Annotated in this window: 22 protein-coding genes, 5 pseudogenes and 1 riboswitch; of the genes and pseudogenes, 18 read left to right on the top strand and 9 right to left on the bottom strand. The window is 29.4% G+C overall.

Going from position 1 to position 22,601, the window contains the following annotated elements; genetic code table 11:
* From tnpB to arr, 3 genes are all read left to right on the top strand, one after another.
* On the top strand, positions 1 to 365 hold a 365-nt coding region (gene tnpB / locus CLCOS_RS03420; RefSeq protein WP_206599421.1), incomplete at its 5' end, for an IS66 family insertion sequence element accessory protein TnpB.
* An 87-nt stretch (positions 366 to 452) separates the two neighbouring features.
* A complete protein-coding gene (gene tnpC / locus CLCOS_RS03415; RefSeq protein ID WP_063602071.1) occupies positions 453 to 1,994 on the top strand; it encodes an IS66 family transposase in 1,542 nt (513 codons plus the stop codon).
* Between the two features lie 626 nt (positions 1,995 to 2,620).
* Positions 2,621 to 3,037: an NAD(+)--rifampin ADP-ribosyltransferase gene (arr, locus tag CLCOS_RS03410; protein WP_063602649.1), complete on the top strand. Its 417-nt coding sequence runs from the start codon at positions 2,621 to 2,623 to the stop codon at positions 3,035 to 3,037.
* 666 nt (positions 3,038 to 3,703) lie between these two features.
* On the opposite strand, the gene CLCOS_RS03405 is transcribed toward arr, so the two are convergent.
* Entirely contained in the window at positions 3,704 to 3,898 is a 195-nt protein-coding gene (locus CLCOS_RS03405) for a hypothetical protein (protein ID WP_013239402.1), read from the bottom strand.
* Positions 3,899 to 4,728: 830 nt separating this feature from the next.
* Here CLCOS_RS03405 and CLCOS_RS23150 point away from each other — a divergent pair.
* From CLCOS_RS23150 to CLCOS_RS03390, 4 genes and pseudogenes are all read left to right on the top strand, one after another.
* Positions 4,729 to 4,791 (top strand): annotated as a pseudogene (locus tag CLCOS_RS23150) (transcription elongation factor GreA); the annotation flags it as partial.
* Between the two features lie 100 nt (positions 4,792 to 4,891).
* Positions 4,892 to 4,992, top strand: a riboswitch (SAM riboswitch).
* Positions 4,993 to 5,181: 189 nt separating this feature from the next.
* Complete coding sequence (locus CLCOS_RS03400) at positions 5,182 to 6,291, top strand: uroporphyrinogen decarboxylase family protein (protein WP_063601957.1); 1,110 nt, start codon at positions 5,182 to 5,184, stop codon at positions 6,289 to 6,291.
* Between the two features lie 399 nt (positions 6,292 to 6,690).
* Positions 6,691 to 6,963, top strand: a complete 273-nt coding sequence (locus tag CLCOS_RS03395; protein ID WP_192847930.1) for a hypothetical protein — start codon at positions 6,691 to 6,693, stop codon at positions 6,961 to 6,963.
* Positions 6,964 to 7,409: 446 nt separating this feature from the next.
* Positions 7,410 to 8,429, top strand: a complete 1,020-nt coding sequence (locus CLCOS_RS03390; RefSeq protein ID WP_063601955.1) for a hypothetical protein — start codon at positions 7,410 to 7,412, stop codon at positions 8,427 to 8,429.
* Between the two features lie 95 nt (positions 8,430 to 8,524).
* Here CLCOS_RS03390 and CLCOS_RS03385 read toward each other — a convergent pair whose 3' ends face one another.
* From CLCOS_RS03385 to CLCOS_RS22735, 5 genes and pseudogenes are all read right to left on the bottom strand, one after another.
* Positions 8,525 to 9,097, bottom strand: coding sequence for an accessory gene regulator B family protein (locus CLCOS_RS03385; protein WP_063601954.1), 573 nt, complete (start codon positions 9,095 to 9,097; stop codon positions 8,525 to 8,527).
* A gap of 4 nt (positions 9,098 to 9,101) precedes the next feature.
* Positions 9,102 to 10,424 carry a sensor histidine kinase gene (locus tag CLCOS_RS03380; protein WP_063601953.1) on the bottom strand — a complete coding sequence of 441 codons (1,323 nt, stop codon included), beginning with the start codon at positions 10,422 to 10,424 and terminating at the stop codon, positions 9,102 to 9,104.
* 102 nt (positions 10,425 to 10,526) lie between these two features.
* Positions 10,527 to 10,670, bottom strand: a complete 144-nt coding sequence (locus CLCOS_RS21315; RefSeq protein ID WP_082853589.1) for a cyclic lactone autoinducer peptide — start codon at positions 10,668 to 10,670, stop codon at positions 10,527 to 10,529.
* 123 nt (positions 10,671 to 10,793) lie between these two features.
* A complete protein-coding gene (locus CLCOS_RS21310) occupies positions 10,794 to 11,027 on the bottom strand; it encodes an aspartyl-phosphate phosphatase Spo0E family protein (protein ID WP_242866979.1) in 234 nt (77 codons plus the stop codon).
* 233 nt (positions 11,028 to 11,260) lie between these two features.
* Positions 11,261 to 11,470, bottom strand: a pseudogene (locus CLCOS_RS22735) (IS3 family transposase); the annotation flags it as partial.
* 207 nt (positions 11,471 to 11,677) lie between these two features.
* On the opposite strand from CLCOS_RS22735, the gene CLCOS_RS03370 reads away from it, so the two are divergent.
* From CLCOS_RS03370 to CLCOS_RS03360, 4 genes and pseudogenes are all read left to right on the top strand, one after another.
* Complete coding sequence (locus CLCOS_RS03370; RefSeq protein WP_063601951.1) at positions 11,678 to 12,238, top strand: sigma-70 family RNA polymerase sigma factor; 561 nt, start codon at positions 11,678 to 11,680, stop codon at positions 12,236 to 12,238.
* 1 nt (position 12,239) lies between these two features.
* Positions 12,240 to 13,583 (top strand): DUF4179 domain-containing protein, encoded by a 1,344-nt coding sequence (locus CLCOS_RS03365; RefSeq protein WP_063601950.1) that lies wholly within the window; start codon positions 12,240 to 12,242, stop codon positions 13,581 to 13,583.
* Between the two features lie 441 nt (positions 13,584 to 14,024).
* A pseudogene (locus CLCOS_RS22730) lies at positions 14,025 to 14,156 on the top strand (EamA family transporter); the annotation flags it as partial.
* Positions 14,157 to 14,415: 259 nt separating this feature from the next.
* Complete coding sequence (locus CLCOS_RS03360; protein WP_063601949.1) at positions 14,416 to 15,450, top strand: helix-turn-helix domain-containing protein; 1,035 nt, start codon at positions 14,416 to 14,418, stop codon at positions 15,448 to 15,450.
* Between the two features lie 9 nt (positions 15,451 to 15,459).
* Here the strand turns inward: CLCOS_RS03360 and CLCOS_RS22725 are convergent.
* Positions 15,460 to 15,585, bottom strand: a pseudogene (locus CLCOS_RS22725) (transcriptional repressor LexA); the annotation flags it as partial.
* 400 nt (positions 15,586 to 15,985) lie between these two features.
* Here CLCOS_RS22725 and CLCOS_RS03355 point away from each other — a divergent pair.
* The 7 genes and pseudogenes from CLCOS_RS03355 to CLCOS_RS03325 all read left to right on the top strand — a co-directional run bounded on the left by CLCOS_RS03355 (position 15,986) and on the right by CLCOS_RS03325 (position 20,593).
* Positions 15,986 to 16,432: a DUF3788 domain-containing protein gene (locus CLCOS_RS03355; RefSeq protein ID WP_013239393.1), complete on the top strand. Its 447-nt coding sequence runs from the start codon at positions 15,986 to 15,988 to the stop codon at positions 16,430 to 16,432.
* Positions 16,433 to 16,891: 459 nt separating this feature from the next.
* On the top strand, positions 16,892 to 17,437 hold the full coding sequence (locus CLCOS_RS03350) for a histidine phosphatase family protein (protein ID WP_013239392.1): 546 nt from the start codon (positions 16,892 to 16,894) through the stop codon (positions 17,435 to 17,437).
* A gap of 748 nt (positions 17,438 to 18,185) precedes the next feature.
* Complete coding sequence (locus CLCOS_RS21300) at positions 18,186 to 18,434, top strand: M28 family peptidase (RefSeq protein ID WP_082853586.1); 249 nt, start codon at positions 18,186 to 18,188, stop codon at positions 18,432 to 18,434.
* A gap of 111 nt (positions 18,435 to 18,545) precedes the next feature.
* Positions 18,546 to 18,719: a hypothetical protein gene (locus CLCOS_RS22245; protein ID WP_156496171.1), complete on the top strand. Its 174-nt coding sequence runs from the start codon at positions 18,546 to 18,548 to the stop codon at positions 18,717 to 18,719.
* 6 nt (positions 18,720 to 18,725) lie between these two features.
* Positions 18,726 to 19,132 (top strand): annotated as a pseudogene (locus CLCOS_RS23145) (TraG/TraD/VirD4 family protein).
* 564 nt (positions 19,133 to 19,696) lie between these two features.
* Positions 19,697 to 19,909, top strand: coding sequence for a hypothetical protein (locus CLCOS_RS03330; protein WP_242866978.1), 213 nt, complete (start codon positions 19,697 to 19,699; stop codon positions 19,907 to 19,909).
* A gap of 402 nt (positions 19,910 to 20,311) precedes the next feature.
* On the top strand, positions 20,312 to 20,593 hold the full coding sequence (locus CLCOS_RS03325) for a cell wall-binding repeat-containing protein (RefSeq protein WP_013239390.1): 282 nt from the start codon (positions 20,312 to 20,314) through the stop codon (positions 20,591 to 20,593).
* A 207-nt stretch (positions 20,594 to 20,800) separates the two neighbouring features.
* On the opposite strand, the gene CLCOS_RS03320 is transcribed toward CLCOS_RS03325, so the two are convergent.
* The gene (locus CLCOS_RS03320; RefSeq protein WP_013239389.1) at positions 20,801 to 21,550 is read right to left on the bottom strand and encodes a GNAT family N-acetyltransferase; all 750 of its coding nucleotides are present in this window, start codon (positions 21,548 to 21,550) and stop codon (positions 20,801 to 20,803) included.
* A 67-nt stretch (positions 21,551 to 21,617) separates the two neighbouring features.
* Positions 21,618 to 22,430 (bottom strand): alpha/beta fold hydrolase, encoded by an 813-nt coding sequence (locus tag CLCOS_RS03315; protein ID WP_063601948.1) that lies wholly within the window; start codon positions 22,428 to 22,430, stop codon positions 21,618 to 21,620.
* Positions 22,431 to 22,601: the final 171 nt, after the last annotated feature.

Genomic DNA, 22,601 nt, shown 5'->3' with positions numbered 1-22,601 from the left:
GCTCAGAAATGTTGGGTGATATTTCAAAAGCAGAGAAGGTATATATTGCAACTGGATATACAGATATGAGAAAATCCATTGATGGACTTGCTGCAATTGTACAGCAGAATTTTGAGCTGAATCCATTCCAAAATAGCTTATTTTTGTTCTGTGGCCGGAAAAGAGACAGGATGAAGGCATTATATTGGGAGGGAGATGGCTTTGTACTTCTTTATAAAAGATTAGAAAATGGACGTTTTCAATGGCCGCAGGATGCACAGGCAGTAAAATGCATAACTCCTCGAGAATTTCGGTGGCTCATGGAAGGACTGTCATTGAATCAGCCGAAGGCTGTAAAAAAGGTAGATGTACAAAATGCCCTCTAGTGTCAGAGAAATCTGAAATCATGCGGTTTTATAGAAATTTATGGTATAATAATAGATATAAAAAATAGTAAAGGAACTGTCTCAATTATGTATACCAAAAATGAAATTCTAGAACTTAAAAATCGCATAATACAGCTGGAGAAAGAGAATAAAACCCTCCATGAGACAGTTGAATTTTTAACACATAAGTTATTTGGCAGGAGCAGTGAAAAAACATCTGTAATTGCAGGCCAGATAAACCTTTTTAATGAAGTAGAAACAGAAAGCAAGCCGTCTGCGCCGGAACCAACATTACAAGAAGTAGCAAACTACCGACGTAAGAAATTCAATGGACAACGGGCAGAACTTCTAAAAGATATTCCCCATGATACAGTAATTTGTGGCCTTGAAGAAGACGAACGTTTCTGTGAAAAATGTGGAACATCTCTAGTAAGCATTGGCAGAGAACTTATCCGCACGGAATTAGAATTTATTCCAGCAAAAGTTCGTGTTATTGACTATTACCGGGAATCTTACGAATGCAGGAAATGCAGAAAAGAAGGATTGCCTTATATAGAGAAATCACCAATGCCGTATCCTGTAGTACAGCATTCAATGGCTTCACCATCTACAGTTGCCCATATCATGTATGAGAAGTTTGTAGATGCCCTTCCTCTATACCGTCAGGAGAAAGAATGGGAGTCACTGGGGGTAAAGCTAAGCCGTGCAACAATGAGTAACTGGATTATGGTTGCAGCTAGAGATTGGCTGATACCACTTACAAAATTAATGCACCAGAAACTTATTGAAGAAAAATATTTGCATGCAGATGAGACACCTGTACAGGTACTTATGGAGCCTGGAAGGAAAAACACATCTGAATCCTATATGTGGGTATACAGTACGTATGCAGGAAGCCAGACACCGATAAGGTTATTTGATTACGAGCCTTCAAGAAGTGGAAATTGTCCACAAAAATTTTTGAAAGGTTTTAAAGGATATCTTCATACTGACTGCTATAGTGGATACAATAAAGTACCTGGAATAACAAGATGTCTGTGCTGGACACATCTTAGAAGGTATTTTGTTGAAGCACTTCCGAAAGACATAAAAAGTCCAGAAGCTACACTTCCGGCAATAGGAATTGACTTTTGCAATAAACTCTTTTCAGAAGAAAAACTACTTGTGAATCTTACACCTGATAAGCGAAAAACGAAGCGTCTTGAAACGGAAAAACCGATTCTTGAGGCCTTTTGGAGCTGGGCTAATTCTATAAAACACAGTTGTCTTCCAAAATCAAGGCTCGGTAAGGCAGTAGATTATGCAGTAAAGAATAAAGAAGGATTTATGAACTATCTTATGGATGGAAATTGTGCCATTTCAAACAACCTATCAGAAAATAGCATAAGACCATTTACGATAGGAAGAAAAAACTGGCTTTTCAGTGGAAGTCCAAGGGGAGCTGAATCCAGTGCAGCAGTTTATAGTATAATTGAAACGGCTAAAGCTAACGGCCTTGAGCCCTATAGTTATCTCAAGTTTTTGTTTAAAAATTTACCAGGCGTTCAATTTGAAGCACATCCAGAATTCCTGGATGAATACCTGCCCTGGGACCAATGGGTTCAATCTTCATGCAAAAAGAAAGCATAATAAATTACGACCATTTTAATGAATGGTCGTTTATTTTTTATGCTTATACACTGGGTAGTTTATCGCTTACATAACGAAAGTTCATGGTACTTTTTTTAAGCCTTTAAAATAGTCGATCTATAGCTAGATTTTAGTCTTAAAACTAGTACTAAAATCAAAGTTTTAAAACTGATCTGAAATAACTTTTATAAAACTTTGTTATTCGATATGATTGGCTTAATGTGGGTAGAAACTATGTTCCTTAACAAATTTATGCCTTAGCGTGGATTTAATATAGATAATCTGGAAATGGTGGTTACATCACATATATAAATACCAATATAATTATAATTTCAAAAGATTACTATTTCAATTTGTTCATTCAAATTATAAGAAAAAGGTATTAGAGAGTTATGGTTATGTAGGTAAACCTTTTAAGAGTGGAAGAAGTCACTGGACGTTTAGAAAAATAGGTAGGAATCCAATTACTATACCATATAAAAAACCTATAAGAGCTACATATATAACTTTAATTTGGATAATTATTATCTTGTGATGCAAGAGTAATTTATTGTTCATCGATTCTTTGTGATTTGGATAGTATAATATTATACACAAATTTAAAAATATAAAAGGAGTGTATTAGCATGAATGACAAAAAAGATGTTTTAGATAATGGTCCCTTTTTTCATGGTACTAAAGCAGAACTAAAAACTGGAGATTTATTAGAACCACAACACTTATCAAATTACCAAAATAAAAAATCTAACTACATTTACTTTACTGCAACATTAAATGCTGCAAAATGGGGTGCCGAATTAGCCACATCTAAATCAAAAGAGAGAATTTATATTGTAGAACCATTAGGTGAATTTGAAAATGATCCGAACTTAACTGACAAAAGATTTCCCGGAAATCCAACACGTTCTTATAGGTCTAAATCTCCTTTGAAAATAATAGCAGAATTAGGTTCATGGAAAAGACATTCTGATGAAGAAATAAATCAAATGCTTTCATCTTTAAAAAAGTTAAGTGATGAAGGGAAAAATGTAATATACGATTAATCTATAAATATATTTATATTATCCCATTTCGATGTAGACAATACCAAATATTAATTACTAATGCAATACATGTGACTGCTATGATTACCAATGCTATAGGCAATGTTATTTTTTGAGAACGCTTAGCAATTATATAAAATATAATCGCATCATTTAATATAACAACTAACACGCTTCTAACAATAAGTTCTTTTAAAATATCATAATAATGTAGTATATTATAGTTAACCTATACTTTAATTAAATTACCAATTTAAAGATTATTTATATAATTATACAAATATAGGTTTTGTTTCTTTTAAATCTATTATTTTTGTATAGGCATGTGCAACATTGGATTTTTTGCTTTTATTGCTGTTTAATACCAACACTTATTTAAAATAGCTTATATAAAGGAAGTTCCTATTGACCTTTTATATGATACGTATACCTCAGAAAATAAAAAAAGAAATTCTAATAGCATTTCTTTTTTAATCAACATAATTTGAAATGTTACTTTAAAATATCCATAATTTGTTTCATGATTTTATTATGATAACATACATCTATTCCCTAAAGCACTATCATAAAAATAGTAAAAGTATAACATAAATTTTACTTATATAGTGTATTTTTTGTCCAGTTTATAATATAAAACTTATATGAGCAAGTAGCTTTTAGCCGAAGTTACTTGCTATTTTCTTTTTTAGGTTTATCTACATCGACCCTAACATCATTTAAAACTTTATCTTTTGAAACACTTGTCTTGCTTTCAAAAAACATTTTAATTTTATCTTGCTTATAACAAAATACTGATAAAATACATAGACTTGATACTTCAGTTATGGAAAGCACTATAATGCACAAAAAGAAAAAGCTCATTCATATTACCTCCTCCCATTGTGTCAACCCATTATACCTGCAATCCACTCATATAGCAATTACGGGAGAAGGTAAATTACATAACATGATTTGCTGCTATTAAATATATTATATCACAGTAAACCATAATTATGGCAAAATTAAAAATAATAATTTATGAATTTATTGAAATTTTAAAAATAATTAAATTATATCGAGAAAAATATGCCTAACTGAGGGTTGATCTAAGTTCTATATATAATTATATGCTATTACCTATTGAATAAATTCCTATTTAATACTATCATTTTATTAATAAATCCATATATTGACAAATAATAATAAAACCTGTGCCTTAATTTAGAGTACAGGTTTTATTATTATTTTAAAAAGTAGAAAACGGCTGGAAAAACTTTATGCAAGCTATTTATTACCAGTACTTTTAGGATTATAATAAAAACAACGAATGGCTATTTTACACAGGTTGAACCTTAACATGAGATGTAAATAAGATTAAGCCTTAGTAGGCTTAATCTTCCTGCTAGGCTTCATCTTTTATTGAGTTTGTTCTAATATTGATTTTTTATAAATAATTTCTTTGAAGTGATCCACTCTTCTTGAGACATTTCTTATAAAGTGGTTGCTGCGGTTATGTGATAGCAGAGATTAGCTATGAGAAACTAATAGATTTTATAAACAAGCTGTAAAATATTAATTTGTAAGATTAAGATTTTGTGACGTAGATGAAATCGAAGAAGTTACCTTAGTTAGTACAGTAGAAGCAGATGTTAAAAATATGAATATAAGTAGAATCTCCTTTAGGAAAGGCACTTTATAAACTAAAAGTAGGTCAAAAGGCAACTGTGACATCTCCTGATGAAAGTTATGATGTGCAGGTTGAAAAATTGTTGTAAAGCAAGTGTGTTGAATGTTTTATTTTTATAAGTTAGATTGATTAAAATGTGTTGGCAAATAATTAGTGATTTTCTACAATTTATTAAATTAAATATTAAGTTCTTATCAAGAATGGTTGAGGCACTGGATTTATGAAGCTTAGCAACTTGGATGTAACCCAACGGTGCCAATTCCAGCAGGCATTACCTGAAAGATAAGAAGTAGAAGAATATTAATCTTCCCGTAGGTTTATCTACAGGAAGATTTTTTTGAGTATAAAAATATTAATATTGTATAAATAGACATATAAAATTTAGTCATCATGTAGGATGAACTGTAAAAATATATATGATAAGCTAATATTAACATAAGTTAACATAAATGTAATTCTTATTAAAGGAGGAAATGTTATGAATACTGTAAAGGAATTGTACAATGAACGTTTAAGCAGAATAAAAAAGGCAATTAAACTGGAAAAAACAGATAGAACACCTGTTATTCCATTTGGAGATTCTTTTTTTGCTAAGGCAACCGGTGTTAAATTATCTGATTTTGCTTTAGATTTGGACATTTCAAATAAAGTTATTCTCGATGGATCAAAACAAATTGGTAATGTTGATGCGGTACCTTGTGCTTTTGCACCTGCACCACTTATGGGATCAATATTTTTTTCTAACTTAAAACTTCCCGGTCGGGAACTTATAGATGATATGCTTTGGCAGATTGATGAGCGTCAAATAATGACAACAGATGATTATGATACTATATTGAGCAAAGGCTTTGAAGATTTTAAAAAGGATTATTTTGCTGCAAGGATAAATGTAGACTCATCAGTATTTTGTGAAATAGTAACTAATGGGCCAAAGTGGAATAAGAACATGAGAGATGAGGGATATCCAATTTATAATAACGTAACAATATCACATCCTATTGATTACTTGAGTGGGGGTCGTACTTTAAGTAAATTTATGATGGATATGAGAAGAATGCCTGAAAAAATACAGGCTGTAATGGATATTATTGCTGATGCTAATATTAAAGAAATGAAGCAAGCTATTAAAAAAACGGTTGATCCTATAAGTGTATTTATAGCTATGGGACGTGGGTGCCCTGATTTTTACAGCACTGAGCTATGGGAAAAGTTTATATGGAAATATTTGAAAAAAATAACCGATGCTATAATTGAGACAGGAGTAACTGCTAATTTTCATGCTGATGCAAACTGGGAACGAGGGCTTGATTATTTTAAAGATTTTCCAAAAGGTACTTGTGTTTTTGAAACGGATGGTACAACTGATATTTATAAAATTAAGAAAAAGTTAGGAGGTAGTATATGTATTAAAGGAGATGTCCAAGCTGCAAAACTTGTTTTAGGAACTCCTGATGAAGTATATAATTATAGTACTCAATTGATAAAAGACATGGGAAATGGATTCATTCTTTCATCTGGATGCTCTATACCTCCAAATGCAAAAGTTGAAAATGTAAAAGCAATGGTTTCTGCTGCTGCTGGTAAGTAGAACAAATTAGCTAAAAATTTAGTAGCATTGACCTGTAGTATGAAAGCTTCACTTTAATGAAAATCATGTATTTGAAAAATAATACAAAATAGTGTTGTTTAATTAGACCTTTTATATCAAGTGATATTACTTATAGATAAAAAAAGAGAACGTACCCACTGATTTACACAAACCTAGGTACGCTCTCTGCTTATGATACTATTGAAACAGTTGCTAAACTTAAATAATTTACTAAAACACTGTATAATTGATGCTGATGTACAATGCTTTTAGTTATTTTTTAAAATTATCTTTCCATATTCAGATATAAAGATAAATAGATACATTTATAGTGCAAAAATTATGTTTATATAGTGTAAATTTGCGATAGGTACGCTTTATTTTTATTTTATCGCTGTAATGTTTTTTATTGATGGCCTATGTCTGGCAGTAATGGGTTCCTTATTGCAAACAAGTATGCAAAATTTCGTACCCTCAGATATGAGGTCAAAAGTATTTGCATTTGAAAATGCACTATCTTCTGCTTTAATGCCAATAGGTATGATATTTGCAGGTATATTGGGGACAAGAATACAAATGAATAAAATTATATTTGCAGATTACGCAATATTTCTTGTGCTATTCATATATCTTTCGTTTTTAAGATGTGTTAAGGAAACAATTAATATATAATAGATTAAGACATAATATTCTTGTGTTATTCATCAACTAAAAAGACAATACTACTTTTTTCATTTCTACTTTGCCTATGGTTATATGGATGGACCTATTGCCACAATATATACTTATATTTAAAGTTAAAACATGTATTTATCAAATTAAAAGCTTCTGTGAAATAGAGGAAAATAAAATGGTGCCAGCACTAAAAAAAGAAAAAGTAAATATAAGCTATTACTTAAAAAGCAACAAAAATATATAGATACTATAAGTAGGTTAAGATTTGTTGCATTTATGTTTAGAGGATATTTACAAATTTGTTTGATAGCATATTTAGGGTATGTGATGATTAAAACCGAAAACATTACTGCACCAGCTATATTTTATACTTTATATGATCGGGAAATATTGTAACTTTATTAATAAACAATTAATTTATTTAATGCTGGGGGGAAATTGATTTGTATATAAAATTACAGGATGACCATTTTACTATTAATGGGTACATGGCTGATTGTCACTGTAAGTGTAGCCATTGTTTACTCTGCTCTGGTGATAATAAAATTTCTAAAATTGATTTTGAGCATTTAAAAAAATTAGCACTGAAATTCAAAGGAATTGATGAGAAGTATGGATTTCAACCACAATTATGTGTATATAACTGTGCGGAGTATGGGAACTTATCAGAACAGATTAAAGTTAATCAACAGTTATCTGACCCATATGCAGGTTTTGTAAATTTAAATGGGACAAAGATGAGAGAAGGCATTGAGCTTGAGGAGTGGGTAGAAAATTTGAAAAACATCGGAGTGACAAAAGTAAATTTTTCATGGTTTGGAGATAGAGAATTTCATGATAGATTTGTTCATAGAAAAGGTTATTTTGATTATTTATTTGCTCTTTCGGAAGCAGTTTCAAGAAACAATATTCCAAAAGATGATTCAGTATTTCTATTAAGAGGCAATGTTGAACAGATGGATGTGTTAACGGAAAAATTAAAAGCAGTAGGAAGTGAACCCTATTATCGCTTACTTGATTATCGTGGAAATGCAAAGAAAATAATGGACGAGTTTATCAGAGAGCGTGATTTGCTTAAGCTGCCAGGCTATATAAAAGAGTCAAATTCTTTAAATAGATTTAAACCAGAGTATCTATGGATTAAGATGATAGAAAACAAAATGAACCCTCACCTTAGTAAAAGAGGACTTTTTCTTGTGGCTACACCCCAAAACATTGAGACTTATATGGATATATCTGCTGAAGCCATTATTGATATGTTTCATGACTTAGATAACAGATTGCAAAGTTCAATTCCTAGCATAGAATTTCTTGCAAAAGAGTATGGAGATGCTAAAAGTGATATATTGTTTGATTATAAAAGTGTTATATGGAAATGGACTGATATGTATTTTGATAGAAACCCTAACCTGGATAAATCAATTTTATTTTCAGATTTACATACAAGCGTTATGTGGAGATAGCAGATATAATTCTAAGGAAGTGTATCTGTTATCTCTCTATTTAAAGTAACACTTAAAAAGTGGTAGCCTATGTTCAAACTGTTCTTATATGCTCGCTAATTACTAGGAATATTGTCGTTATTTATTTTACCAATCATCATCATTATTACTGCACCTAAAATTGATATTACAGCAGTATTTAAGAATCTATGTGGTATGAAGTAGCATAATACAATTAATAAAAAAGTAATTATTATAGAAATGTATTTAAGCTTCCTTCTTCGTTCCTTACTTTTTATTCTTTTATTAACGTTGTCTACTGGAGCAAAAATGCAAACAAGTATAAATGAAATAATTAATAATGGTATTAAGATAATACTATTAAATGAAATATACTTACCTATAATAATCATTCCTAAAAATATAATAAAGCTAATAAAGAAACATCCCCAGTAAGTTTTTGCATGATATCCACCTGAAAATAATCTAATGGGACAGAAAAATATGAGAATAACTATATAGTATTTTTGAAGTGAAAGTAGCCAGAATATAATAAAATACGGAATAATTTTTGTTATTTCATCAAAAATACAAAGCAATCCATATTCCATCTTTTTTAGTTCCAAATCAGAAAATTGTGGGTTCGTTTCAGAAACTTTCTTTACTATAGATCCTATAAGTTCATCCATTTATTTATCCTTCTATCTTAAATTTTATTAAAAATTTAGTGTTTTCTGCACTGCTTTCCACATATATATTCCCATTATTTTTTTCAACTAGCTGTTTGATAATATATAGTCCAAAGCCATGGTCACTTTTTTTGCTGGTTTTCGTAGAAAAGCCCTTATCAAAAATCTTTTTTCTCATGTTTTCTGGAATGACATCTCCATTATCAGCTACTTCAATACAAAAATATTCATGTTCTCTAAAAGTGCTGACAGCTATTTCTTTATAATCGGTATATGCTTTAGATTGGAATGCTTCAAAAGCGTTGTCTACTAAATTACTTATAATGCTTATTAATTCATCTTGCCTGATTTTTATCAAATCAAAGGGCTCATCAATCATTACATCAAATTCTATATTATTTTTTATGGCATAGTTGTTTTTAATGGACAATAATCCATCTATGTAATCATTTCCTGTATCCAAGTATTTAAAAGAAGACTGTATGGTATCTGAAATTTTCAACACATAGTCGTTTATTTTTTCAACAGTATTAGGCTTGTTTAACAGGCATAACCCCTGTATAACATTTATGTGATTGGCAAAGTCATGTTTTTCCTGCCTTATTATACTAATTATTTCTTCCATTTGTTTAATTTGGCTTTCTTGAACTTTATACTTAGCATTTATATTTATGAGAGTTTGCTTTTCTTTTAAGTTTTTGAATTTTAAAATTAAAAATATGAAGTATACGGTGAAAATTAAGATATTATAAGTTTGTATATTTTTTATGTTAATAATACTAAAATTTACACTATATACAAATAAACTAGCTACAGCTATTTCAATTATCAAATAAGAAAAAACATGTCCTTCCTTTTCGAATAATTTAAGTTTAATAAAATATGAGTTGAATTTAAAAATCATTGCTACAATAAATATCTGCAATATTTTAGAAAATATCAAAAGAATCCAAAAATACGCAGTAGTTGAAATAATTTGATTTAGGTTTATGTTAAATATAAACATTTCAATGGTTTCACTAAAAATTTCTGTACCTATAGTTATTGTAAAAAATAGTGAAACTATAACTACAGAATCAAAAGCTCTTATTTTGGTAATACATACAAGTAATAATATGTCAACTACTACAAGAAAGAATGTATGATTAACTAGAACTATATGTGATGTACTCCAACAGGTTGTAAAAATAAATAATATAAAAAATACAACCGCTTTAGTTTTATTCTGTATTATAAACTTTTTCTTATTACACAATGCTTCAAAAATTCCTAAAAGAAGGAACATCTCTATAATATTTGCAACTACCTTTGCCATAGCATTTTCCATATAACTCCTCCCTTGATTCTGTAGTTTTTATAAATACTGTAGATTAAAAACTAGCATTTCTCGCAAAGTTTTAACTACAGCATTTATAAAAAATATAGGTCATTACTTCAAAAGTTCGTCAGGACATTTGGGTTGGTGTCCACAAGCCGCACATGTCGTAGCTAAAACTGATTCTGCAACACGTAAAGATAATGAACTTACCACTTTCATACTTTTCTTTAAAATACATTTTTTTAAATTTTTCATTTTTTATATCCTCCTAACTAATAAGTATTAATTTATAAGTTCTACAAAATATTGAATTATCCTTCTATAATTTACAATTTTGCAAAAAAAAAATAAAACTTAAGAAAATTAAGTTTTATTTACCTAAAGTTTCGGGTGTTTTTCAGGAAGGTTTAATGAGGCAAGTTTATAATAAGATACGATAAGTTTGTCCAGTTCTTGACTTACAGATAATATTTCTTCATCAGTAAATTCACCAGAATCTAACATAGTATATAATTTGTTTCTTACTTTTTCTAATGCTTCTTTCATTAACTTTACATCCTTACCAATTTTCAACAACTTAAATAGTATACTATAAAAATATAAATTATTCAAATCAAATTTGAAACTTTTTTGATTTTTAAAAATATATAAGGATAATGTAAAATATAGACTGTAAAATTTTATATCCAAGTGCTAAAATACAATAACCATAATCTTTTTTTATCTTTTAGATATTAGGTTATGTGTTATTATAAACAAGTTTATGAGATGCATTTTATCAAGATGGCCTTTCTACAATAAAATGGACATCTTAAACTTGTAATATCTCTTTATTTCTTAGATTATCATAATTTTTTAATTTTTATGCTGTTTTTGATTTTTTTATTTGAATTGTTATAATATTTTTCAGGTGTTACATAGCCATTAGAATGTTTATTATAAAATATCTCAACATATTCAAATACGGCAGCACGAGCTTCTTCACGTGTTTTAAAGTGATTTCCATAAAGCCATTCACATTCCATTTTACCCTAGAATGATTCCATAGGAGCATTTTTTCATTCATGATACGATCATAATTGAATAATAGAAATGTTATTGCTACGAAAGTAGCATCCAAGTTGGTAAAAAATATTGAAAAATTGCAATAATGATATAAAAACTTTTAATAAATAATAAAAAACATGAGAATATTTTTTATTATTAACGTTATATAGAGTGTAAGAGCTTTTACAAAATACCTGTTTATAGGGAGAATTAATATGAAAATAAATGAAACAAACTATATTGAAAAACTAAAAAAAGGTGATGAGAAAGCCTTAGATTATATTGTAGACCAACATCTTCCATTGGTTAAAGGCACAGTACGCAAGATTTTGATGCAATTCAATGATTCAGGACTTATAGAAGAATGTATTAATGATGTTTTTCTTTCTGTGTGGAACAATGCTGACAAATTTAAAGGAAAAGTAGAAGATTTTAAGAAATGGATTTTTGCCATATCAAAGTTTAAAGCTATTGATTATTATAGGACAAAGATTAAGGGTGCAGAGGTTGTTTTAGACACCATTGAGATTTTAGGTGAGACTTCTGCTGAAGATGAGCTGGTTATTTTAGAAAATAAAAATGAAATAATGAGATTAATAGATGATTTGGAGCCAGTGGATAGAAAAATTTTTGTTCTAAGGTTTATTTTAGGGTACAAGTCCACAGAGATAGCTGAAAAATTGAATATAACCAAAGCAGCTGTAGACAATCGAATATACAGAGAAAAGCGAAAACTTAGAAAGAAATTGATAAAATCAAATTTGGAGGTAGTTTAGCATGAAGGACATTTATGAAATTCTAAATGATATTGATATAGATGAAAAAGAATTTGAAGAAGCTTGTGTAAGTAAGGAAGATAAAGCTAGAATTAAACTTAATTTAAGAAAGACTATAACTAAGAAAAAATTAAGCGGTAAAAAGAAGGCAATAATTGCAGCTACTTTAACTTTTATTATTTGTTCTTCCATAATATCAGTTAATCCAGCATTAGCAAATGGAATACCAGTGATTGGGGATTTATTAAATAAGAACTTAATTAGTGTAAACAAACATTACAAAGATTACATTGATGTTATTGGCAAAACAAAATCTGATCAAGGTATAGATGTAACTTTTGAAAGTGCAGTAGCAGATGATAATGAGCTTTTCTTAAACTTTATTGTGAAAAATAACAATAAGGAAATTAAAGATGACTATGTAGATGCTCTTATGATACCTACATCATTGAAGGTAAATGGCGAAAGATTAGATATAGGCAGTGGAGCCTCATGGGAGTTTATTGATAATAATACTGTTAAAGTACTTCAGAAAATTCACTGGTCCCAATATGAGAAAAAGGATAAGATGAATATAGATATGGATGTAAGTGAACTTTATGGCAAAAAAGGAAACTGGGGAGCCAGCTTCTTTGTTGATAAAAGCAAGTTAGTAAAAAATACAGTTAAATGTAGTGTTAATAAAAAAATTGGGATTAATGGTATACAAGGCAAAGTAGATACTGTTATAGTCTCACCTTTAACAGTAGTCATAAAGGGTACAGGAGATATTAATAAATATGTTGAGAAAAAACAATATGTGGATTTTATAGCATTTGATGATAAAGGGTGTGGCTTGTTATGGAATGGAAGCGGAAATGATAATTCAGCAAATTTAAGTAGATGGTCAACAAGGTTTATTAATACAGGAAACTCAAATAGCATAACAGTCATACCAGTATATATCGCAACTAATCAAGAACAAAAAAAGCTTCCTTCTGTAAAATTAGATGTTAGTACAGCAGCTAAACCACTAGTATTACCTATAAATGGGGATATAAGTCTTAAGATAAAGGATTACTTTATTGAAGGTGATTATTTAGTTATAAAGGAAGCTATGCAATACAATGGTAAAGAGAGTCTAAGAAATGTAATTAATATACCAACATATTTGGCTGTTGATGGTAACGAAATAAAGGAAGCTACTGATGATATTGCTAAGAATCTATATAACAAATATAGGAATGACACTCAGCCAATATGTATATATAAAATTGGAAAATCTAGAAATATTAAGATAGGAACATATGACGGTTCCAATTTAACAATTATGAAGGATAAGAGTATTACAGTTAAAACAAAATAATAATTAGATGGTTTAAATAATAATTAAAAAAATTAATAATTTTTTAGAACGCCACATTATTCATTTGAATTTTGTGGTGTTTTTACATTGCATTTCAAATATCCTGAGAATGAAATATTTGCGACACAACTTTTGATACTTTAAACACGAACGATAGCCTTTGATAACTGAATAATGTAGTGTTAAGGATACCTATCTCTAATTATATTTAAACAAAGAATCCCTAGGTAATTTATTATTTTTAATTCATATCCATAGAGTTTTTCATCCCACAAAGAAAAGATTTTTTTTATATATTTTAAATTGAAAATAGTAATAAAATTGTCACATACCTGTTTAAATAAATCAATATGTTTGCAATAATTTGTAGTTTATTCAGAATAATTGCAAAGAAAGTGAGTGAGAGTTTAGTGAAAGTTTCAATCGAGAATAAAAGGAATAATGCTTGTAATCATAGGTGCCATGTTATGGGTAATATCAGGTACTGCTGCACAATACTTGTTTCAGGAAAAAGATTTTAGTCCAGAGTGGCTCGTGGTGATTCGTCTATTAGCATCAGGATTAATTTTATTATTCCAATTTTATAATTAATTCTTCTTTTTTAGCCTTAATCATTGGGATAACTTTGGTAGGGCTATATTTATAAGTGAAAATACTGTATCATAAGTAAGATTCTGAATATTTTATCAAGAAAACTAAGTTAACCAATAGTTAATTTTTGTGAACAAAAAATGAAAATGCTTCAATTGTTTAAACTATGTAGCTTTGATATGATTTAATTAACAGGGGTTGAAGTTAACTAAATGTATAGATAAGTGAAGGAGTTTATTTTATGAGAATAAGTGAAGTTATTAGAAATTGTAGAAAAAAAGAAAATCTTACTCAAGAACAAGTTGCTAATTATTTAAATATTAGTGCACCGGCAGTGAACAAGTGGGAAAATGGAATATCATATCCAGATATAACGTTACTATCACCTCTCGCACGTGTTTTGAAAATTGATGTTAATACTCTATTAGCATTTAATGAAAAATTAACAGAGACAGAGGTTAATAAATTTGGGAAAGAAGTTAGTGAAATAGCATCAAGAGAGGGTTTTAAAAAGGCTTTTGAAAGAGGCAGTGATTTAATCAAACAGTATTCAATCAGTGATGAATTAATACTCAGAATATCATCAATATTAAGGTTATTTTTAGTTACACACCCAATGGAAGAAAAGGATAAATATGAGGAGAAAATTATTGCTTGGATTGAACTTGCAGCAGCAAGTAGCAATGAAAAGACAGCTTCTATGGCGAAGATATCACTATCTGCAATATATAGAGAGAAAAAAGATTATGAAAAAGCTCAAGAAATATTAGAAAAAGTTCCAGATATGGATCTAGACACGGAGAAAAAAATTCAACAGGTACTACTACTTGAAAGTAACGGGAAATTTGATGAGGCTTACAACGTTTGTGAATACATACTATTTAGAGATGCACATGAAGCATTGGTAGCTTTATCTTTTATAATAAAGATGCTATTAAAAGAAAATAAATTTACTGAGGCAGAAGAATACACAGAGCGTGCAAAAAGTGTAGTTGAGGTGTTTGATTTAGGATTGTATCAGAAAGATGAATTAGATTTATATTTAGCAGTGGAAAAACAAGATAAAGAAAAAACTATAGAGACGATTATAAATATGGTAAACGAAGCAGACAGTATGGATAATATGAAGTCAAAGCTATATAAGCATAGAAAATGGAAATCGGCCAATAGTTGGAACAAAGATAAATATGAAAGGTTAGCAAAAATGAGAATTAAAAAAGACAAAAAACTTGATTTTGTAAAAGATGACCCTAGAATAAAATTTCTGCTGGAATAATACTAAAATTGATATAGAATTTAATCCTACAGCTTTACATATTTCTCTTATGGATGGAGAATATTCTTTTTGGTTAATATACAATTTTATAAAGTTATAAATCTTTAATTGATTAGATCCCTTTCTGTTTAACATAAACGCACCCCTTTGGTCAATGGCTTTATAGTATTAAATATTATTTTAACAAACATATGTTCTAATACCGATAAATAATTGGTTCTAGTTAACCAAATAAGGCATGAAATATTTTAAGAAATGTTATATTTTTTGATTGATAGCAAGCTTCTATAATAATATGTTGTATAATAGAATAAATTTGCAGTTGTAAGTTGTTATGACATACAGGTGTCATATTTAATATGTTACTATAATGTATAGATAGAAATTTATAAGTTAATAATATGAAATATTTAAATTATTTGATTATAGAAATGACTTTAGAAAATAATATAATTTGGGTAAAATGGAGTATAATGATATCTTATTGAAATTGAATTTATGAACTATGAATACTTGTAACAAAGGAGTGCTAATTATGTATACGAGTACAGTTGAAAGGTTTATGGATAAGAATGTAATTCCTACGTCTTTAGAAATAGGTGATTTTCTAGGGAAAGAAGCTTATAACAGGCTATCAAAACTTGAAACATTTTTACATGATAGTTATGATTTAATTCGTGAATTAAAATTTCCATTTGGCAACAACTATGGGTGGGGGTATAAATATAGCCATAAAAATAAATTATTGTGTTATGTATTTTTTGAAAGAGGTTCATTTACAGTCACAATAACAATAGGCAAAAATGAATTAAAAAAGCTATATAAAGAGTTGGATAAAATGATTCCTAAAACAAAAAAACTATGGGAAAATCGTTATCCATGTGGTGATGGTGGTTGGATACATTACAGGGTAGAAAATGATAATGAACTGATGGATGTCCAGAAACTCGTGTGCATTAAGAAAAAGCCTAAGCAAAGGTAATGTGTGTAGGGTGTAATAATTAATTGCCATAGTTTTACTACTTTGCCACTGGTGACATGTTTGCTAGTATTACCACTTCTAGGTGGTTTTTATGAAATAAAGCCCGATCACTACATGAAATTGTAATAGTATCATCTACGTTAGCTGAAGTTTTTCTTATGAGCTACGTCGAGATAATTTTGTCATATAGCATAGCTTCAATAATAGCAGTAATTTTTAGTTTGTATAGCTGATTTTTTGTGTGATGTTTAAAGACCTAATGTTTATTTCTGTTGGGGTAAATTGAGATAAATTATAAATACTCATTGATTTAGTATATGTTTCTAAATATGTATTGGTGAATATAGAAATGGGCTAAATTTAACTATTGAAATACTAGATATATAAATTTGAACAATTTAAAGCAAATATCATATATTAGTAACAATATAGAAGTTATATGTAGAAGGAGAAGTTACTTTGAATAGTTCATTATTAAATTTACTTAGGAGTGGAGGATATATATTATATGCTAAGCATGGGGAAGCGACAGTTGGAGAGGACCAGCCTAATTTGAATTTTTATTACTGTAATACCCAAAGAAATCTTTCCGAAGCTGGAAGAAGACAAGCGATTTATTATGGACAACTATTTCGCATTCTGGGTATTCCTGTTAGTTACCCTGTTCTGACTAGCCCCTTTTGCAGAGCCATAGAAACGGGTCGGTTAGCTTTTGGAAGAGACAATATACAAATTGATCCATTTCTTTTTCAAATCTATAGGTTAAGTGGAAATTTGCTCACTGCAGAACAGAAAAGAATATTAGATTATTTTCAATTACAATTAGAAGTCATCCCTCCTCAAGGAAGCAATAAGGTTATTATTTCCCACAGTTTTCCACAGGGAATCGGTTTGGGTCAAATTACAGATATGGGGACAGTAATTATAAAGCCATTGGGACGAGGTAAAGGGTATGAAATCATCACTAAGCTGTCTCTGAAAGATTTGGCTAATTTACCCAGGTGATTTAAAAATGAGTATGTCAGTAACGCCTAAGAAAAAAGGCGTTATTTTTATAAACATTTTACTCAGGTAGCCTGCCATCATATATTATTGACAGTTCACCATAAACTTTTAACCTGGCTCTAATTAAGCAAATAGGGCATGGATATTTAAGAAGTATTGTATTTTGATGATTGATAGCAAGTTTATACAATAATATATTGTATAATAAAATAAATAATACATTTGTAATTTAATACGTTCTAATTATATTAAATAAAATTTGTTGGGAAGTGAGGTAATTAATTATAGATGAAATGAGGGATAGGTGAATATATAAGAGCAAATAATATTCTTAATTATGTGATGTAAAAGTAAATTTTTGTGAAGAAGGTGAATTAGATGAATAAAGGCAAATGTATAAAGAAGCAAAATATTTTATATTTAAATATATTTGTTGTTTCAATATTATGTTATTTTTATGCATTATCATTTACAACGTTGGAATTATGGAAACAAGTATTAATTATACTGGCAGCAAATCTTATTATTTTAGTTGTAGAATTTTCAATATTGTATGCATTCAAGAACTATATTAAACATAAAAAGTTCAACTGAAAGTAAATTGGGAATAATAATATTCTTATTTAGTGTCCTATTAAACTAGAGAAATGGTTTTAATTAACGCAGATACAGACATTTCCTTTATCCAATCGTACGGAAAATGATAAAACAGGAGTAAATAACAGTCAAAATTTAATAGCAACTAGAAATAATAAATCAAACTATAAATAAAGGAATTATTGTTATTTGTGCACATTATGATTGTGAGAGGAACTCCGTAGGAGCAAACGACAATGCTTCTGGGGTTTCAGTAGTTATGGAGACAGCTAGATTATTAAAAAATGTATCAAGTGAGTATGAATTAAGATTTGTTTTTTTTGGAGGTGAAGAAATAGGAGGATTAGGCTCCAGACATTACATAAAAAATTTGTCACCTGATGATAAAAAGAATAATTAAGAGTGAATGAATTCTGGGACAAGTCAGAGATGAATCTTTTAAAGGCACTGGTACTTTAATGTAGTAACTGTATTACCAAAAGAAGATAGGAATCTGGCAACAGCTTATTCAATGCTGGCTACAAAAGATGTATTAACACTTGATGCCATGTTTGCACGGCTTGGTTATACAAATCCAGCTAAAATGCCTTATGCCATATATTCACAGGCAAGTGACAAGATAAAACCAAATATTGTTATAGGCCTTGGTTCAAAACTTCAGATTTTTCAAAATGAGATAGTTTAGAATTTAATAGCAACAAGTGATATAGATCTAACGGAACCTAAATATGAAAAGGTTGCTTATTTTTGTATAATATTTGATTTTACTAAGAAGATATCTACATTAAGGTCCAGGGGCATAATATGCTTTGTAGTATTTCAGAATATAGCCCAGCCGCAGAATAGATATCCTAACAATGCGTGGCTAGAGATTTTGGGTAATTGTGACAGTCAGCTTTTTTGGGTACATCAGATGATGTGGCAGCAAAGCAGGTTTCTGATCACATGGAAAATTCTACAGTAGAAACTCATTCTGAAAACAGGAAATCAGGAATTGAAGGACTTACAGACTTTGGCTCAAAGAATACATCTTCAAGTAAAAGAAATTTATTGAACCCTGATGAACTTCTTAAGCTTGATAAAAGGATACCTAATTAAGTTTTCTTGACAATTATGGTGCTAAAAGCAGCAGTTCCAAACAAAATAAAGATAATTCCAAAAAGGAAGACAACAGATCATTTTGGTAAATGCAGTTTTATAATAAAGTTTGATATTTAAATTGGTTCTATAATCCACTTGATAGAATTAATATCTATCATATAGTCTTAGTTAGTAAACAAAATTATGGTTTAACTCTTGTAGCACAAGATGTTAATTTAATAAAATTTTTGTATACAAAAAGTAAAAATTCGTATATAACAAAATTAGAAAGTAAGAAAATAATAATTTAGTAAGGAGATTATATTATTATTTAATTAAGAGAAAAATCTCAGATTACAATTCCAAAAGAAGTAATAAAAAAGTTAAATTAAAAAATTGGTGACAATATAGATATTTATGCTAAAGATAATAAAATAGTAATTAGACCAGTAGTCGTAGTCCAAAAAGATCAGGTGTGGTTTTGGAGTAAAGAATGGCAGCAGGATGAAAAACAGGCAGATAAAGATATAAAGAATGGAAAAACAAAAAAGTCTGATTCTATTGGGGAGTTATTTGAAGATCTTGATAATTGAGCGTACGGATAAGTTCACTAAATTTATTAAGCATCCATATGCTGAATTTCATCCATCACTAAGAATAAAAAGAATACAAGATATTATTAATATTTTTGAGATGATAATTACGATGGATGTTAGGGAAACATGGCAGTATATAGAAGATGGAATACTGCTTAGAAATATAGGTAAACACGATAAGACGTTAGGTAACCTATAAATTACTTAGAGTCTTATTTTTTTATTGCATTTTAGTCTATATATTACAAATGGTAGTAATCCTAAAAGAAATATTTTTTATCACTATATCTATTAGTTAGCCCTCTATGAATTGATATTTTATCAGGCAGAATTGGCATTAACAAAATGATTATAATTATAGGTACTATTAATATTAGGATATCTAGTATTATGATTCTTTTATTAAATTTCATTTATAACACCTCTTATATTTATATAATTCCAAATAAGTTACTGTCCTAAACAATCTCAAAAAGCTTATCAGAATTTTTTTAATAGGTTTTACCTTTTATGAAAAAATTCTAAACACATGGTATATAATTAATTTAGAAAAGATATTCATATAAGAATAGTTATTTAATATGGAAGAGGGTATTTTAGTATGAACAAGAAAAGTGCAAAATCAGTTTTTAAAGCTGCACTTATGACCGTGGTTTTAACGACAGCTTTATCAGTTGGATCTGTTAAAGCAGCACAAGGACAACCAACAAGAGTAAGTGGTGATAACAGATATGCAACAGTAGCAAAGGTTGCAACAACAAACTGGACAACTTCAGACAATGTAGTACTAGTATCAGGTGAAGGATATGCAGATGCATTAGTAGCTTCTGCAGCAGCAGAAAAATATTTAGCACCATTAGTATTAATTGATAAAGACGATTAAGATGCAATATTAAATGCTTATAGAATATGTAAGAATTAATACTCTACAAACAACTGATTTAGAGTTAGTTGGTGGACCTGGGGTTATATCGCAAGGTTTTGTAGATGAGATAACACCTATATAGCTATAGCTCCATCATACATTCAGATGACACTTCTTTTTAATAGACAGTCCTAATTATCAAATGGAAAACCCCAAATTGTATTCTCATTTCTTGAGTATTCTCTTTAAACTTCCGATATCTAATAGATTCACTGTTTCAAATTTCCCTTTATAAAACACAGCATAGTTATTAAAAACACAAGGCAATTCCTTTGCTTTTTGTAGTATATCCACTTGAATTAAAGATGCAGGAACATCATTCATTTCACAATACTGTTTTATCTTCTCAATATTTTGATAGATATAAGGGCATTGCATATCATAATAAATTGTTAAATCTCTACATTCAATTTCTTGTTTTTTAGAATTTTGTGTGAACTTTGGTGTTGTTCCATCAAAAGAAAGTGCAAGCAGTTCATATCCATTGTCGGTAGTATCAACAACCTCAAAACCAAACTTCTTTGCAAATGATTGATCAGAAAGCCAATGTTTTTGTTTCTTTGCTCCGAGCATGCAAATGCCTGATTTACCATTTTCTCTTGCATCTGCCAAGCAATACTCCATTAGTGATTTACCATACCCTTTTCCTTTATAACAACCAGAAACCCATAAACAATATATATAGTAATAGTTATCACCAGTTATAGGGACCCAAGCTGTTTCAACAGGGGCATATTCAATAAAAACTGTTGCCTTTTCATTTAACTTTCTAAAAACGTGACCTTCATTTAGTCTATCAGAAAGCCATCGCCTTTTTTTGTCAATACCTTGGTGGGGTTTTTTACTGCGTATAATACAGCATAAATGTTCATTAGAAAGATTTTCTGTTGTTAAGTTAACAAAATCAGTACACATATTTTAATTTTCCTCTCTTATAAATTACTATTTATAATACTTAGTCTTAAGTTGAAATTTGTAAGTCCTATACGTTGTAATTGCCTAATTTACTTATAAATTCCTGTATCTCAGAATTTACCTGTTCTGGATTGTCTCCGTTTGAAAAATGTGCTGCATTATTTATTATATGGAGCGGATATCCCTCTTTCTTTGACCATGCTTGACAATATTGATTTACCTTTCCAGTTTTATCGAATTCGCCAAGCAAAATCAGTACTGGAAAAGAAAAACTAACATCTTTATTTTCCTTTGTAAAGGTACCATAAGCAATATCCATTTGTTCAATGATTTGTGATTTTGTAAATGGTGCAAGCATTTCTATCATCTTGTCATATGAATACTTCGTTCTGGAAACGGATTTTGCCATGCTTTTTCGCAAAGCATTTTTTGAAAAACATTTTGCTAGTAAAGCAATATGTTTTAACCACCAAATATCTAATCCTGAGTAATAGCTAATACCAAAAGGTGTGGTATCAAGTGCTATAAAACCTTCTACTTTTTCAGCATAACGAAACGCGAACTCCTGACTGGGATAACCACCCATAGACATCCCGACCAATATTACCTTATTAACTTTTTCCTGATCCAATATTCTCATTAGATCATGTGCACAATTTTCATATGTAAAATTTGAATATGGGCGTGAAAGACCATGGAGAGGAACATCCCATGTAATTACTGTATATTCTTGTTTAAAGTATTCAACTTGTTTTTCAAACATAGAGTGATCGGCGGTTACTCCATGCGTAAAAACGATACATTTTGTGTGCGGATTTTTGTTACGACTAATCCAATAATAAACGATGCCTCTTCTTGTCTTTAACTCCTTACCCTTCACCTTATATAACCTCGCTTCCGTATACATAAAACATTAAATAACCTTGCAACCATTCCTGATAAATTACTATTTATTGAGTTGTTTTATATTTCTCATAAGCCGCATTGATTTATTATTTTGAACAGCCTTTATTTCAATCTCCAAAAATATCAAATTATAATAAAATTATAA

The organism is Clostridium coskatii, assembly GCF_001675205.1.
Lineage (GTDB): Bacteria > Bacillota > Clostridia > Clostridiales > Clostridiaceae > Clostridium_B > Clostridium_B ljungdahlii.
This window is presented reverse-complemented; position numbering and strand designations above follow the sequence as displayed.

Bases quoted from the DNA above. Each gene is read 5' to 3' on its own strand.
- tnpC (WP_063602071.1), top strand. From the start codon at position 453: ATGTATACCAAAAATGAAATTCTAGAACTTAAAAATCGCATAATACAG.
- arr (WP_063602649.1), top strand. From the start codon at position 2,621: ATGAATGACAAAAAAGATGTTTTAGATAATGGTCCCTTTTTTCATGGT.
- CLCOS_RS03405 (WP_013239402.1), bottom strand. From the start codon at position 3,898: ATGAGCTTTTTCTTTTTGTGCATTATAGTGCTTTCCATAACTGAAGTA.
- CLCOS_RS03400 (WP_063601957.1), top strand. From the start codon at position 5,182: ATGAATACTGTAAAGGAATTGTACAATGAACGTTTAAGCAGAATAAAA.
- CLCOS_RS03395 (WP_192847930.1), top strand. From the start codon at position 6,691: ATGTTTTTTATTGATGGCCTATGTCTGGCAGTAATGGGTTCCTTATTG.
- CLCOS_RS03385 (WP_063601954.1), bottom strand. From the start codon at position 9,097: ATGGATGAACTTATAGGATCTATAGTAAAGAAAGTTTCTGAAACGAAC.
- CLCOS_RS03380 (WP_063601953.1), bottom strand. From the start codon at position 10,424: ATGGAAAATGCTATGGCAAAGGTAGTTGCAAATATTATAGAGATGTTC.
- CLCOS_RS21315 (WP_082853589.1), bottom strand. From the start codon at position 10,670: ATGAAAAATTTAAAAAAATGTATTTTAAAGAAAAGTATGAAAGTGGTA.
- CLCOS_RS03370 (WP_063601951.1), top strand. From the start codon at position 11,678: ATGAAAATAAATGAAACAAACTATATTGAAAAACTAAAAAAAGGTGAT.
- CLCOS_RS03365 (WP_063601950.1), top strand. From the start codon at position 12,240: ATGAAGGACATTTATGAAATTCTAAATGATATTGATATAGATGAAAAA.
- CLCOS_RS03360 (WP_063601949.1), top strand. From the start codon at position 14,416: ATGAGAATAAGTGAAGTTATTAGAAATTGTAGAAAAAAAGAAAATCTT.
- CLCOS_RS03355 (WP_013239393.1), top strand. From the start codon at position 15,986: ATGTATACGAGTACAGTTGAAAGGTTTATGGATAAGAATGTAATTCCT.
- CLCOS_RS22245 (WP_156496171.1), top strand. From the start codon at position 18,546: ATGCTGGCTACAAAAGATGTATTAACACTTGATGCCATGTTTGCACGG.
- CLCOS_RS03325 (WP_013239390.1), top strand. From the start codon at position 20,312: ATGAACAAGAAAAGTGCAAAATCAGTTTTTAAAGCTGCACTTATGACC.
- CLCOS_RS03320 (WP_013239389.1), bottom strand. From the start codon at position 21,550: ATGTGTACTGATTTTGTTAACTTAACAACAGAAAATCTTTCTAATGAA.